The sequence below is a fragment of the Methylotenera sp. genome, assembly GCF_030653755.1.
Lineage (GTDB): Bacteria > Pseudomonadota > Gammaproteobacteria > Burkholderiales > Methylophilaceae > Methylotenera.
In genome coordinates, this window is sequence record NZ_JAURYU010000047.1 from 1 (window position 1) to 12,948 (window position 12,948).

Sequence of the window (12,948 nt, forward strand, 5' to 3'; positions counted from 1 at the left end):
CCAATATTGGCTGGAAAGCTCACCGCAGCGCACCGTTGCCGAGAAAACTATATGCAAATCGGATTGTTGGTTTGAGAAAGTATTAAGCCCGTAAAGGGCTTCGCCGTGGAATATATGTGCTAAAGCACATTATTCACACGCGAAAGACAGGGCGAGTGATTCAAGTATTACGAGTACTTTAACCACCCGTCTCACCGTAACCAAGGTACGGATCAACCAAAGACCCTGCGCCACTAGCGGCAGGGAAATTATAGGTGACCCGTATGAAATACACTATTAAAGATTTACGTTGTAGCAAGTGCAATAAAAAACTGGCTGAGGGCTTGGCCATTCAATTAAGTATCAAGTGTCCACGTTGTGGCCAAATAAACCAATATAAGGATTAAAGCAATGAACGAAAAACAAATTGAGCAAGAGATTCAAGACAAAGGTCTTAATGCACCTCGCCTTACGCCTGAGCTAATTGACGCAACCATCAAATTAGAGCAGTTTCATGTGTTTGAAGGCACGTGCTTAACTGTGTGCTGTTTAACACTTAACAATGGCTACACAGTAACAGGTGAAAGCGCATGCGCCAGCCCTGAAAACTTTAATGCAGAGCTTGGTCAGAAAATTGCCAAGCAAAATGCCCGCGAGAAAATCTGGGCGCTAGAAGGCTATTTGTTGCGCGAAAGATTGGCTACAGCTTAGTATTTTTTAAGTATGCACCCCGAGAAGGGCGTGGGCATGCTGTATCGCCTAATCTACCAGCTGCGGTCTAATGTGGTGAAGTAGTAGCCAAAATTAAAACCAGTGTAATTAGACTATCACTGGCACCTGTCGAATATATACCCGCCGCAGGGTTGATGCGCGACTAGCAGGATGAGAGTAACCTGCTGATTATTCAGAGCGCCATGAGCGCCTATACTATATATAGGAGTACTCATGGCAACACAACGCAAATCACCACTGGCATGGGTCGGTGGTAAATCCAAACTCACCAGCACCATCATCCCTCTAATACCCAAACATACATGTTACGTTGAGGTGTTTGCAGGTGCTGCGTGGGTGCTCTTTCGAAAAGAGCAAAGCAAGGTCGAAGTGATTAACGACATCAACGGTGACTTAATCACCCTTTACAGAGTCATACAAAACCATCTTGAAGAGTTCGTGCGTTACTACAAATGGTCACTCGTCAGCCGTGAAGAGTTCCAACGCCTGCAACGTGTAGATGAAACAACCCTTACAGATATTCAACGCGCAGCGCGCTTTTATTATTTAGTTAAAAATGCATTCGGTGCAAAGATAGTTGGACAATCCTTCGGTGTGGCCAATAGCTCAAAACCACGTTTAAACCTGCTTAGGCTAGAAGAGGATTTATCTGAAGCGCACATGAGGTTAAGCCGCGTAAGTATTGAAAATCTACCCTACCACGAGCTAATCAGGCGCTACGACGGCAAAGACGTATTCTTTTACATCGACCCACCGTATTGGAATTGTGAGAACGATTATGGCAAAGGCTTGTTTGACAAGACCGATTTTGAGCGCCTGAGAGACGTTTTAAAAAGCGCCAAAGGTAAATGGTTGGTCAGCATCAATAACGTGCCTCAGATACGCACTCTGTTTGAGGGTTTTGAATTCAAAGAAGTACAAACAAGCTACAGCATTAATAATTCAAAGACGGCCAGCAAGCCGATCACCGAGCTATTGATTGCAAATTACAAACTAAATTAGATGATTAGCCAGGACAAAATAAAACCCACGTTAAAGTGGGTTTACATGGCGTTTGAATGGCGTTTAAACGGTCACTTGATGAATCTTTGTGGCCTCTTTGAAACCTACCCACCGACCATTAGTATCTTGACCTCTGTTGCTCAACTCAACTTTAGCCAGTTTGTTTAAATCGACCTCACCTTTAATAAACTGACTTAATATTTCTGACGGCATGATTTGTAAATACTCCAAAGCGTTCTGTTCATGGTTGCTGATATTCATGGTGTCATCCTTTAATTAAAATTGATGACACCATTGCCGCTCTGTGTGCGTTAAAAAGCAAGTTTATTCGTATCCTGAATTCATGGTATTTTATGGTTTTATTCGCATCCAGAATTCAAGCGCAAACTGTCCAGAAATCAAACGCGCTGTACTGTTAGGCGTCCCGCTTGAATGATGGGTTAGCTTTAAAGCTGACCAAGTTTAATAAAATGGCTAATTTGAACAAAAGTCAGCCCCACAATTTTTACACTTACGACCAATAAAACTAGACGAAATTGAAAAACCAGACATTTGGCCTTGATATGTTACATGAACCCCACAATCTGGGCATCTCATGCGATGTAGCTGAAAACTACAAATAACAAACCACATAAAAAAGAGACCAACAGCCAACATTGATTGTGACTCAACTACATAAATACAAAGGATAAAACCTACCAAAAGATACAAGCATAATAAATACCAATACTTTGTGTAAATTGACAGTTTCATAAATAGCTAACGTTTGAATTAAGGGGCGCCGTTAGGCGTCCCGCTTGAATGATGGGTTAGCCATTAGTTGCCATTAAAGCTGGTGAGTTAACATGAAAACCCATAATAAGCCAACTATCACCATTGCGTTTTAATACCATTCTAATTTTGGCAGCCCCAGCTTCAAACTGAGCATCTGCGTCGCAGGTTGCCCATGTCCCGTTGTACGGAGTGTTTGGATAAGTCCCAGTAGTAATTACTACCGAGGGGACTTCAACTTTTTTAATTTTTCCTAATTTAGAAAGCCAAGTAAACATCTCTTGCATTTGCTTCTTGGATGCCTGTTGCAGGAGTTCTGGTGTAGCTCTTTTAATGAGAGCTTCTGAGTCCCATGACTCGACTATTAGTGGAATATTTTCGTTAAAATAAGATGTTGCATTTTTTTCTAAGGGTAATGATTTGAAATAAAGCACAGCGATGGCAATTCCACCGCCCACGAGCAAAAATAGAAAAATACCACCGAGAATTTTGAGAAATTTATTCATAATTATTGTATAGGGCTAACGTTTGAATTAAGGGGCACGCTTTAGCGTGTCCCGCTTGAATGATGGGTTAGAAGGTCTTTAATGTTCATATGCAGACTTCACCTCTTCAATTAACTGAATCATATTCTCAAGGACTGTTAACCCATATTTAAGGAGTTTGGTGTCACGGTCTTTAGAGGCATGCGAATCATGCGCAAATTTGCCGCCATGGAAGAGATTGTGGCGGACTTGCTTAATAATGCGAATGACTTTATCTGCATCAGTGCTATTTGCAGGTAAATTGAACTCATACCAATCTAAAACTCCACCATGGATCCCAAGAAATCTGAGTGGTTGATCTGTCAGATAATTGAAAGCCTCTGACAATGAACTATCAGTTTTATGATCAAACAATGGCTCAACTTCAGATACGAATGTCTCCCAGTTCGCTTTTGCTTCTCCATTTCCAGACATGCGAAATTTTGTGACTTTCAGCGCGTACTCAAACCGCGAAAACATAGCCAAGAATTCAATAGCTAAATTAGGGTCGACCGTGAGCTTGGAAACTGCGCTGCTAATCATAGGCCTTCTAACGTTTAAATTAAGGGGCGCCGTTAGGCGTCCCGCTTGAATGACAAGTTAGGGCGCTACTCATCGGCGTCCAACTTGACCGAATTGATAAATGCCTCGAAAGACGACGCGACCTCCATGAACCGCACTTCACCGCGAGCATACTGGACGAAAAAGATTTTCCCACTTGGAGCATGAAGTAAGTACCGGTTGTTAAAGATATCGTCTGCAATCGGGACTAAGCCTTGAGGCGCATATTCATCGTGCGCAAGTAAGTCAGCAAAAACTCCCTGCTCGCCGGACGCGGCAAAAAACGTGAAAAGGTCAAGTTCTTCGCCCGTATCTAATACCACGCCCGCGCCACCTCCAATCATGGATGCCCCATAGTTCTCCAAAAATCGAACATAGGCGGCGGGTAGTTTGCTACCTACTGCAGCCTCGATCCGCGCAATGTCTTCCGCGCCGGCGCAGTGAAACTGGTCGCCTGTCGGCTCCAACTTGTCGGTAGAAAAAGCGTCGCTCAAGAAATGCGCCCTAACGTTTGAATTAAGGGGCGCCGTTAGGCGTCCCGCTTGAATGATGGGTTAGCCCGCATAATTTTCTACGAAGTGAGCCTCACTGGTAAATTTACAAGACACTGACGATGCTGAAATAGATAGCACCGCACCCGAAACAAAAACCAACTCAGCCTCAATTTTGCCAGAAACAGACAAAGGCATGGAAATAAGAGAATGTTTTTTGCCTCGTAGCATAAGAAAACCATCAGACAACTTACCAACAATGGGAAGTAAAGATTTTGACCATGTAGCTGAAGTGAATATAAGTTCGGCTTGCTGAGTGTAGCCCGCCCCTGCATCAACGCCAGGAAGACCAGCTGAGCGATGAACATAAGCAGAAGAAAAAACAATACGGAATACGTCGATAGCACCTTCGGCTAGCTGTACTTCTGAATCGTGAAATTCTATAGCTTCATTCATTTGAGGGCTAACGTTTGAATTAAGGGGCGCCGTTAGGCGTCCCGCTTGAATGATGGGTTAGCCATTACTTAGAAACCTTTTTGATTTTTGCAGAGCCATGATTCTGATGTGCAGATAGAGACTCTTGGTTCTCGTGAATTATTTCACCAGTTTCATAATCAGTTACTTTTTCGTAGTATTTGTCATTGTCTCTGTCTATAACCATTTCTCGGTGCACTAACTTTTCTCTGCTATAAGAATAGCTAGGCATCGAGCGGTCTTCAATGTAAGGGCGTTTTTCGTTCGGTCTTTTAGCCTTAACGCCAATACCATCTCTTGCAATCAATGTTTCTGAAACTGAACAATGCATAGTACGTTTCTCGCTGCCGCAAGCTGGGCATAATGTGCGGGAAGTTTCAGTGTCTTTGCTTGTGTCAATTTCAACCCCACATTCTGAGCATTCAGTTCGGTCTAGATTCATATTTGATTGGCTAACGTTTGACATAAGGGGCTTGCTTTAGCAAGTCCCACTTAATGGATGGGTTAGGAAACCCAAAACTATGGAGAACTACAAATGAGTAACCAAGTAACATTAAAAATAGAATGTGATGCACAGCCACTGTTTTTATTTACCGAAATTTTTCAAAGTTTTTTGCAACGCAGCGAAAGACTTTTCGACTTTAGCGATTTCGGATTTGAACTGGCTCGCGTCGATTGTGATTTTAGTACCGCAACCACAGGTAAAGTCTTTGTGCGACTTTACCCATCCGATGCTTTTCTTAGTTTTGCGGGAGCAATTTTCGCAAGGGATTTCGATTTCAGCACTATCGAGAAAGTTAGCCATAATTGAGTTTTCCTAACGTTTGAAGTAAGGGGCTGGCGACAATGGTGGCTCAACCCTCGTTATTAATAATTGTCTATTCAAAGCGCGCTTTCGCCAGTCCCGCTTGACTGATGGGTTAGCCATTATTAGCTGCCCAATTACGACCAACAGACGTTGCAAGGAACCATACTTCTTGGTTTGGATTAGTAGAAGCAGGCTCAATTTTCTTGTATTGCTGGGATGCAGTATCGTAAATGAATGGTTGAACCAGTCCTGACGTAGTTAATGAGTCAAGTACACTAAGAATTTCTTTTTTGGTGATTTTGATTGAGATGTTTTGAGCGATAGTTTCTGGCGCTTCATAGTCATCAAGAAGCAAATCCAATATCTCATTTTCAATGATGCTTAAATTCATATATGGCTAACGTTTGAATTAAGGGGCGCCGTTAGGCGTCCCGCTTGAATGATGGGTTAGGCTGGTGCATGTGATACGAATAATAAAGGGTCATTTTTTAACCAATACTCACTTAAATAGACTAAGCCAAAAGGTTGAGATTTCACCATAATGCCAGCCTCACTAACATTAATGTTTTTCATTTCCTGTTCAGAAACCACTACCAACTCAACGATACCATTAGTTTTTCCGTTCTCAAAAAGCACAGAATCGCCAATCAAAATATCCGAACCGTCCTGATATTTAAACATAAACGCCTAACGTAAAATAGGCATCCTATTTTACGGTTTTAAATACGTCATAAGTGAATGCCAATTAATTTTTATTAATAAAGTGTATAATAAAATCATGGTGTTAACTTTTTTTAGTATTGCCTAAAATTTTATTTAGATACGGCGTAAGAATATGCAGAACTCTGTACAAAACGTGGAGTCGCCCAAGCTTTTAGAACAGGTGCGCGGCAAGATTCGCCTTAAGCATTATAGTATTCGTACTGAGCAAGCTTATTTAGAATGGATTAAACGCTTTATTTTACATTTTGACAAGCGTCATCCAAGTGAAATGGGCTCAGTAGAGGTGGAGGTGTTTTTAACACATTTGGCGGTTGAGCGACATGTTTCGGCTAGCACGCAAAATCAGGCGAAAAGTGCGTTGTTGTTTTTGTATAAAGAGGTATTGGGTGTTGCGTTGCCTTGGTTGGATAATGTTGAACAGGCAAAAGCGCCTAAGCGCTTACCTGTGGTACTTACAAAAACTGAGGTGCAGGCGGTGCTGGGACGTTTAACTGGTACGCACTGGTTAGTGGCGAGTTTGCTCTATGGTACGGGGATGCGTATTTTAGAAGCATTGCGTTTGCGGGTGAAAGATATTGATTTTGAACGCAAAGAGATTTTAATTCGCGATGGTAAGGGCTTTAAAGATCGCGTGACCATGTTACCGCTTACCTTAGTTGAGCCACTTAAAACACATTTGAATCGCGTGAAGCAGTTGCATCAAAATGATTTGAATGATGGCTTTGGTTCGGTGTATATGCCGCAGGCTTTGGGTTTAAAGTTTCCTTATGCTGGTCGGGATTGGGTTTGGCAATATGTTTTTCCAAGTGGTAAGTTGTCGCAGGACCCGCGTACTAAAGATGGTGATGAGCCTGTGATCCGTCGCCATCATTTGCAAGATCAGTCTGTGCAACGTGCGATGCGTCAAGCGGTGGTCGATGCAGAAATTACCAAACCAGCAACACCGCATACGTTTCGTCACAGCTTTGCTACACACTTGCTTGAGGGCGGTTATGATATTCGCACGGTGCAAGAGTTGCTGGGGCATTCTGATGTGGCGACTACTATGATTTACACGCATGTGTTGAATAAAGGTGGGCGTGGGGTGGGTAGTCCGTTGGATGTGCTGTAGGGGTAGGGTAAGAACGCAATCAGAGAAAACTGATAAGCAACACTAAGCCAGTGAACTGGCAAGTGCTGTTAATTAATTGCGCTCCTAGAGTAACTGAATTATTATAACAATTGTTATAACATGGTAATTTGGAGGTGCAATATGCAAACTTTAAAACTCACTCAAATTGGTAACTCCGTAGGCTTAATTTTGCCGAAAGAAGTATTAGCACGCTTAAAGCTTGAAAAGGGCGATACGGTATTTTTAACTGATGCGCCAGGGGCTGTGACTATTACGCCGCATGACCCAAGTTTTGAAGAGCAGCTTGATATTGGGCGTGAGTTTATGCGTGAGTATCGCGACACGTTTAATGCCTTGGCAAAGTAACCATGAGTCAATTCAGGTGGATAAATAAGCGCTTGCTTATTACTTTGCATGATGAAAGCTTGGCGATGCATGGCGGGGCATCTGGTATAAGAGATGAGGGCTTGCTTGATTCTGCCTTAAATCGTGCAGTGAATTTAGCGATGTATGGTAATCCTGATTTTGCAGAGTTAGCTGCGGCTTACGGTGTTGGGCTAGCTAAAAATCGTGCATTCATAGATGGTAACAAAAGAGCAGCTTTTCTTTCTGTTGGTTTGTTTTTAGGGTTGAATGGTTATAAACTAAAGCCCACGCAAGTTGACGCAACATTAACCATGCTCGCCGTTGCCTCGAGCGATATGGATGAAGCCAGTTTTGCTACATGGTTACGCAATAACGCTATGCAAAGATAGCGTTCAAATGCACATTTCTTTGGCTAGTTGGCGCTAGCTAGTCTAAAATCACACTATTAATTAATATTCACTCTTTTACGGATTTTTATCATGCCAGTTTATCGTTCACATACCACTACTCACGGTCGCAACATGGCGGGTGCGCGCGCATTATGGCGTGCAACTGGCATGAAAGATGGCGATTTTGATAAACCAATTATCGCGGTTGCTAACTCTTTTACTCAGTTTGTGCCAGGTCACGTGCATTTAAAAGATATGGGCCAGTTAGTGGCACGTGAAATTGAAAAAGCAGGTGGCGTAGCTAAAGAATTTAATACCATTGCAGTTGATGATGGGATTGCGATGGGCCATGGCGGTATGCTTTATAGCTTGCCTAGCCGTGATTTAATTGCAGACAGCGTTGAATATATGGTCAATGCGCACTGTGCAGATGCGCTCGTTTGTATTTCAAACTGCGACAAAATCACCCCAGGTATGTTGATGGCGGCATTACGTTTGAATATCCCAGTCGTGTTTGTTTCTGGCGGCCCAATGGAGGCTGGTAAGGTGAACTGGGGCGGTAACACACATAAACTAGACTTAGTAGATGCGATGGTGGCCGCGGCAGATAGCAATGTGAGTGATGCAGAATCTGACGCGATTGAGCGTTCAGCTTGCCCTACCTGTGGTTCTTGCTCTGGCATGTTTACTGCTAACTCAATGAACTGTTTAACTGAAGCGCTAGGCTTAAGCTTGCCAGGCAACGGCTCAACTTTAGCCACACATGCGGCACGTAAAGAATTGTTCTTAAAAGCAGGGCGCTTGATTGTTGACCTTGCAAAACGCCATTACGAGCAAGATGACTACACCGTATTGCCGCGTAGCATTGCCAACATGAAAGCATTTGAAAACGCAATGAGCCTAGACGTAGCAATGGGCGGCTCTACTAATACAGTGTTGCATTTGCTGGCTGCCGCACATGAGGCTGGTTTAGATTTTACCATGAGTGATATTGACCGCATTTCACGTAAAGTGCCATGTGTCAGTAAAGTGGCGCCAGCAACGGCTAAGTACCATATGGAAGACGTGCACCGTGCGGGTGGTGTGATGGGTATTTTAGGCGAGCTTGATCGCGCTGGTGTGATTCACCGTGATACACCAATGGTACATAGCCCAAGCTTGGGTGATGCACTCAATGAGTGGGACATTAAAGTCACTCAAAACGAAGATGTGAAGAAATTTTTCCGTGCAGCGCCTGGTGGCATTTCAACTACCATCGCATTCTCTCAAAGCATGCTTTACCCAACCTTAGATGATGACAGAAGCGAAGGCTGTATTCGTGATAAAGCGCATGCTTATTCGCAAGACGGTGGTTTGGCAGTGCTTTACGGCAACATCGCGTTAGATGGCTGTATTGTAAAAACTGCGGGTGTGGATGACAGTATTTTGAAGTTTACTGGCCGTGCACGTATTTTTGAAAGCCAAGACGCTTCAGTGGAGGCGATTCTTGCCGATAAGATAGTAGCAGGTGACGTGGTGGTGATCCGTTATGAAGGTCCACGCGGTGGCCCTGGTATGCAAGAAATGCTGTACCCAACTTCATACTTAAAATCTAAAGGTCTTGGTAAAGACTGCGCTTTACTCACAGACGGACGTTTTTCAGGCGGTACCTCTGGCTTGAGTATCGGCCATGCTTCACCAGAAGCAGCTGAAGGCGGTGCGATTGGCTTGGTAGAAGAGAATGACACGATTGAAATTGATATTCCAAACCGTACCATTCACTTAGCGATTAGTGATGAGGAGATGTCGCACCGTCGTGCCAAAATGGAAGACAAAGGCAAAGATGCTTGGAAGCCAGTTAACCGTGAAAGAGCAGTTTCACCAGCATTGCGCGCATATGCCGCAATGAGCACAAGTGCTGCACGTGGCGCGGTACGTGATGTTTCTCAAATTGAGAAATAATTGACAAGATAAAACCTCACTTTTTAAGTAAAACTTTAAGTTTAAGTAAGACTTTAAGTCGGCGCTTTAAAGTAACGCTAAAAAGTGACAAACTGACAAGGTAATGTATGACATTAGATTCACTAGAAGACCATATATTTAGAAAGAAAGACGGGCAAGGGCGTTCAACACTGCATCCTCATGTGACCGTGACTGAAGATGACGCTGGTCTGCAATATTTAGAGATAGATAATCCGTTAGCGACCGCTAAAATTGCTTTGCAAGGCGGCCATGTTATCCAATGGCAACCAAAAGCAGAAAAACATCCAGTGCTTTGGTTATCTGACCATGCTAGATATGTAAAAGGCCGCTCTATCCGTGGTGGTGTGCCAATTTGCTGGCCTTGGTTTGGCGCACATCCAACGGATAGCACATTGTGTCCGCACGGTTTTGCAAGGGTGATTCCATGGCAAATGGTGGATGTTGATGCAACTGAAACAGGTGCAACGCGCATAGTGTTGCAAATGATAGAAACACCAGAGGCCAAAAGGCAGCTTTCATATTCATACGTACTTACCATGATGGTGACGATTGGTAAACGTTTGAAAATCGACTTAGCCACAACCAATAAGTCAGACCATCCATTTTTAATTGGTGAGGCGTTCCATACTTATCTTAATGTGAGTGATGTGGGTAATATCCGCGTGACAGGTCTGCAAGATTGTCTTTATGCAGATAAGTTACGCCAATATAGACGTTATGTTGAGCATAATGTATTGAAGTTTGATGGTGAGTTTGACCGTGTTTACTTAGATCATAACTCTGATTGTTTAATACATGACCCTGTTTATAACCGAGTAGTACGTGTAGGTAAATCGGGCAGTGATACTACAGTGGTATGGACACCAGGAGCTGAAAAAGCCCACGCAATGGGCGATATGGGTTATGCAGACGAATGGCGTAAAACCGTGTGTGTAGAAACAGCAAATGCATTAGAAAACTCTGTGGTAATTAGCCCGAATAGAACGCATACGATGTCTGTAGAGTACAGTGTAGAAGCACTTTAACTCTTTAAATAATTTTATTGTTTGTTGTGTCAACGTAGTGCATCTTAAAAGCGTTGAATTCATTCTAGATATAGCGAATTTATTTTAAATTGTTGAGTCAGATAATTTGTAATTTATTAATGATTCATTTGATTTAACACACTTGTCATAAACTAAATTATCAGTATGATAGGTGGGTTGTAAAATTTATAACTACTATTATTAAGCGTTAATTCAAGGAGATAGCATGAAAGCTTTATTATTAACAATCGCTACTGCTGGTTCTATGTTGCTTACTGCGCAAGCAGGTGCTGCAGTGGATGCCAAAGCTGCTGAAGCTTTAGCTCAAAAAAGTGGCTGTTTAGCATGTCATACAGTAGAGAAAAAGGTATTAGGCCCATCATATAAAGATGTTGCGGCAAAATACAAAGGCGACAAAACTGCGGAAGCAAAGCTAGTTGAAAAAGTTAAAAAAGGTGGTAGCGGTGTTTGGGGCCCTATGCCAATGCCAGCAATGGGTGGCCAGGTTAAAGATGCTGACATCACTACAGTTGTTCAATGGGTGTTGTCACTGTAATCCAGTCCAAACCTCGTACGTAATAAAAGCGCCAGCTCAAAAAGCTGGCGCTTTTGTTTTAAGTGACTATTCATTGATGATTAGTTGAATAGTGAGGGTTAGCTGTTAAACAGTACGATTATTGAATAATCTTAAAAAGATAGAGAAACACCGCAATAATGCCTATAGGTGCGATGACGTTATTCATGAAAACCCAAGCTTTAAAAGACCATTGATGTAAATTGAGTTCTTCTTGAACATGGTTTTTTTGCATAAAGTAGCCCGCAAATATTGCAATCAGTAGACCTCCAAGGGGTAGCAGGATAGTGGAGGTGAGTTTGTCGAGGGTATCAAAGATATTGAGCCCGAATATGATGTTAACGTTTTGCCATTTATTAAAAGATAGTACAACGCTGATCCCAATTAGCCAGATAATCAGCCCTAATGTTGTTGTGGCAATTTTGCGAGAAATTTGTGTGTTTTCAACTACCCAAGCGATGGTTGGTTCAACAAGAGAAATGGCGGAGGTCCATGCCGCGAAAGCAACAAGGATAAAGAACAGTGTTGCGATCAAGCTGCCGCTAGGCATTTGGCCAAATGCAATTGGCAGTGTTTGAAAAATTAAGCCAGGCCCAGCATTGGGTGCTAGCTGGTTAGCGAAGACTAAGGCATAAATCGCGAGGCCAATTAATAGACCTAGTAGCGTATCCACTAGTGCGATATAAATAGTGGCGCGTGCAATTGAAACATCACGTTGCAAATATGAGCCATATACCATCACCGAACCCATGCCGAGGCTGAGTGAGAAGAATGCGTGACCCAGTGCAGAAAGCACTGTTACTGGCGTGATTTTAGAAAAATCAGGGCTGAACATGAAGCGAAAAGAGGCACTCATATCGCCTACTGACATGCTGTAACCTAACAGTATCAGTAAAATAGCAAAGAGTGCTGGAATCAAAATGTTATTGGCTTTTTCAAGGCCTGAGTTAACGCCACGCGCCACAACGCTCATGGTCATGATCATAAACACGGTATGCCAAAATAATAGGGTGAGAGGTGATGCGAGTAGTTGATTGAAGTTCGCGGTAGATTGGACACCATCCATGCCTGTAAAGCCGCCACTTGCTGCCGTGCCAATAAAGCTAAGCACCCATCCGCCGATGACGCTATAAAAGCTCAAAATCAAAAGCCCCGTTATCATTCCCATCCCGCCAAGATACTTCCAATGGGGAGATGCGTTAGCTTCAATCGCAAGTGTTTCTATACCGTTGAGTGGGTTTTTTTGTGCTCGACGCCCTAGCAAAATCTCAGTCATCATCAGCGGGATGCCCACAAAAAATATGCAGGCGATAAACACTAGGACAAAAGCACTGCCACCGTTAACCCCTATCATGTAGGGTAGTTTCCAGATGTTGCCTAAGCCAATGGCAGAGCCAGCAGTCGCTAGGATGAAAGTCCAGCGGTTGCGCCATGCACTTCGATGGTGAGTCATGAG

General features: G+C 43.2%; 19 protein-coding genes. 10 read left to right on the forward strand and 9 right to left on the reverse strand.

Annotated features, from left to right (window positions below; all coding sequences use genetic code 11):
- Positions 1-263 precede the first annotated feature (263 nt).
- From Q7U33_RS10030 to Q7U33_RS10040, 3 genes are all read left to right on the forward strand, one after another.
- The gene (locus Q7U33_RS10030; protein ID WP_304860406.1) at positions 264-386 is read left to right on the forward strand and encodes a Com family DNA-binding transcriptional regulator; all 123 of its coding nucleotides are present in this window, start codon (positions 264-266) and stop codon (positions 384-386) included.
- Positions 387-390: 4 nt separating this feature from the next.
- Positions 391-690, forward strand: coding sequence for a Gp49 family protein (locus Q7U33_RS10035; protein WP_304860408.1), 300 nt, complete (start codon positions 391-393; stop codon positions 688-690).
- A gap of 234 nt (positions 691-924) precedes the next feature.
- Complete coding sequence (locus Q7U33_RS10040) at positions 925-1,713, forward strand: DNA adenine methylase (RefSeq protein ID WP_304860410.1); 789 nt, start codon at positions 925-927, stop codon at positions 1,711-1,713.
- 63 nt (positions 1,714-1,776) lie between these two features.
- On the opposite strand, the gene Q7U33_RS10045 is transcribed toward Q7U33_RS10040, so the two are convergent.
- From Q7U33_RS10045 to Q7U33_RS10070, 6 genes are all read right to left on the reverse strand, one after another.
- On the reverse strand, positions 1,777-1,974 hold the full coding sequence (locus Q7U33_RS10045; RefSeq protein ID WP_304860413.1) for a hypothetical protein: 198 nt from the start codon (positions 1,972-1,974) through the stop codon (positions 1,777-1,779).
- A gap of 548 nt (positions 1,975-2,522) precedes the next feature.
- The gene (locus Q7U33_RS10050) at positions 2,523-2,990 is read right to left on the reverse strand and encodes a hypothetical protein (RefSeq protein WP_304860415.1); all 468 of its coding nucleotides are present in this window, start codon (positions 2,988-2,990) and stop codon (positions 2,523-2,525) included.
- Between the two features lie 78 nt (positions 2,991-3,068).
- Positions 3,069-3,551: a hypothetical protein gene (locus Q7U33_RS10055; RefSeq protein ID WP_304860417.1), complete on the reverse strand. Its 483-nt coding sequence runs from the start codon at positions 3,549-3,551 to the stop codon at positions 3,069-3,071.
- A gap of 65 nt (positions 3,552-3,616) precedes the next feature.
- The gene (locus Q7U33_RS10060; protein ID WP_304860420.1) at positions 3,617-4,063 is read right to left on the reverse strand and encodes an SMI1/KNR4 family protein; all 447 of its coding nucleotides are present in this window, start codon (positions 4,061-4,063) and stop codon (positions 3,617-3,619) included.
- Between the two features lie 60 nt (positions 4,064-4,123).
- Positions 4,124-4,516: a hypothetical protein gene (locus tag Q7U33_RS10065; protein ID WP_304860422.1), complete on the reverse strand. Its 393-nt coding sequence runs from the start codon at positions 4,514-4,516 to the stop codon at positions 4,124-4,126.
- Positions 4,517-4,580: 64 nt separating this feature from the next.
- The gene (locus Q7U33_RS10070; protein WP_304860424.1) at positions 4,581-5,000 is read right to left on the reverse strand and encodes a hypothetical protein; all 420 of its coding nucleotides are present in this window, start codon (positions 4,998-5,000) and stop codon (positions 4,581-4,583) included.
- 69 nt (positions 5,001-5,069) lie between these two features.
- On the opposite strand from Q7U33_RS10070, the gene Q7U33_RS10075 reads away from it, so the two are divergent.
- Positions 5,070-5,345, forward strand: a complete 276-nt coding sequence (locus Q7U33_RS10075) for a hypothetical protein (RefSeq protein WP_304860426.1) — start codon at positions 5,070-5,072, stop codon at positions 5,343-5,345.
- Between the two features lie 109 nt (positions 5,346-5,454).
- On the opposite strand, the gene Q7U33_RS10080 is transcribed toward Q7U33_RS10075, so the two are convergent.
- Positions 5,455-5,733 (reverse strand): hypothetical protein, encoded by a 279-nt coding sequence (locus tag Q7U33_RS10080; RefSeq protein ID WP_304860428.1) that lies wholly within the window; start codon positions 5,731-5,733, stop codon positions 5,455-5,457.
- Between the two features lie 56 nt (positions 5,734-5,789).
- Positions 5,790-6,023 carry a hypothetical protein gene (locus tag Q7U33_RS10085; RefSeq protein ID WP_304860430.1) on the reverse strand — a complete coding sequence of 78 codons (234 nt, stop codon included), beginning with the start codon at positions 6,021-6,023 and terminating at the stop codon, positions 5,790-5,792.
- Positions 6,024-6,177: 154 nt separating this feature from the next.
- Here Q7U33_RS10085 and Q7U33_RS10090 point away from each other — a divergent pair, with 154 nt between their 5' ends.
- The 6 genes from Q7U33_RS10090 to Q7U33_RS10115 all read left to right on the forward strand — a co-directional run bounded on the left by Q7U33_RS10090 (position 6,178) and on the right by Q7U33_RS10115 (position 11,474).
- Positions 6,178-7,176 carry an integron integrase gene (locus tag Q7U33_RS10090; RefSeq protein WP_304860432.1) on the forward strand — a complete coding sequence of 333 codons (999 nt, stop codon included), beginning with the start codon at positions 6,178-6,180 and terminating at the stop codon, positions 7,174-7,176.
- Between the two features lie 141 nt (positions 7,177-7,317).
- On the forward strand, positions 7,318-7,542 hold the full coding sequence (locus Q7U33_RS10095; RefSeq protein WP_304860434.1) for an AbrB/MazE/SpoVT family DNA-binding domain-containing protein: 225 nt from the start codon (positions 7,318-7,320) through the stop codon (positions 7,540-7,542).
- 2 nt (positions 7,543-7,544) lie between these two features.
- Positions 7,545-7,931, forward strand: coding sequence for a type II toxin-antitoxin system death-on-curing family toxin (locus tag Q7U33_RS10100; RefSeq protein WP_304860437.1), 387 nt, complete (start codon positions 7,545-7,547; stop codon positions 7,929-7,931).
- Between the two features lie 90 nt (positions 7,932-8,021).
- Positions 8,022-9,872 (forward strand): dihydroxy-acid dehydratase, encoded by a 1,851-nt coding sequence (gene ilvD, locus Q7U33_RS10105; protein ID WP_304860439.1) that lies wholly within the window; start codon positions 8,022-8,024, stop codon positions 9,870-9,872.
- Between the two features lie 107 nt (positions 9,873-9,979).
- Complete coding sequence (locus tag Q7U33_RS10110) at positions 9,980-10,918, forward strand: D-hexose-6-phosphate mutarotase (RefSeq protein ID WP_304860442.1); 939 nt, start codon at positions 9,980-9,982, stop codon at positions 10,916-10,918.
- Positions 10,919-11,144: 226 nt separating this feature from the next.
- Positions 11,145-11,474, forward strand: coding sequence for a c-type cytochrome (locus Q7U33_RS10115; protein WP_304860444.1), 330 nt, complete (start codon positions 11,145-11,147; stop codon positions 11,472-11,474).
- A gap of 118 nt (positions 11,475-11,592) precedes the next feature.
- Here the strand turns inward: Q7U33_RS10115 and Q7U33_RS10120 are convergent, their stop codons facing one another.
- The gene (locus Q7U33_RS10120; protein ID WP_304860446.1) at positions 11,593-12,945 is read right to left on the reverse strand and encodes a sodium-dependent transporter; all 1,353 of its coding nucleotides are present in this window, start codon (positions 12,943-12,945) and stop codon (positions 11,593-11,595) included.
- Between the last annotated feature and the right edge of the window lie 3 nt (positions 12,946-12,948).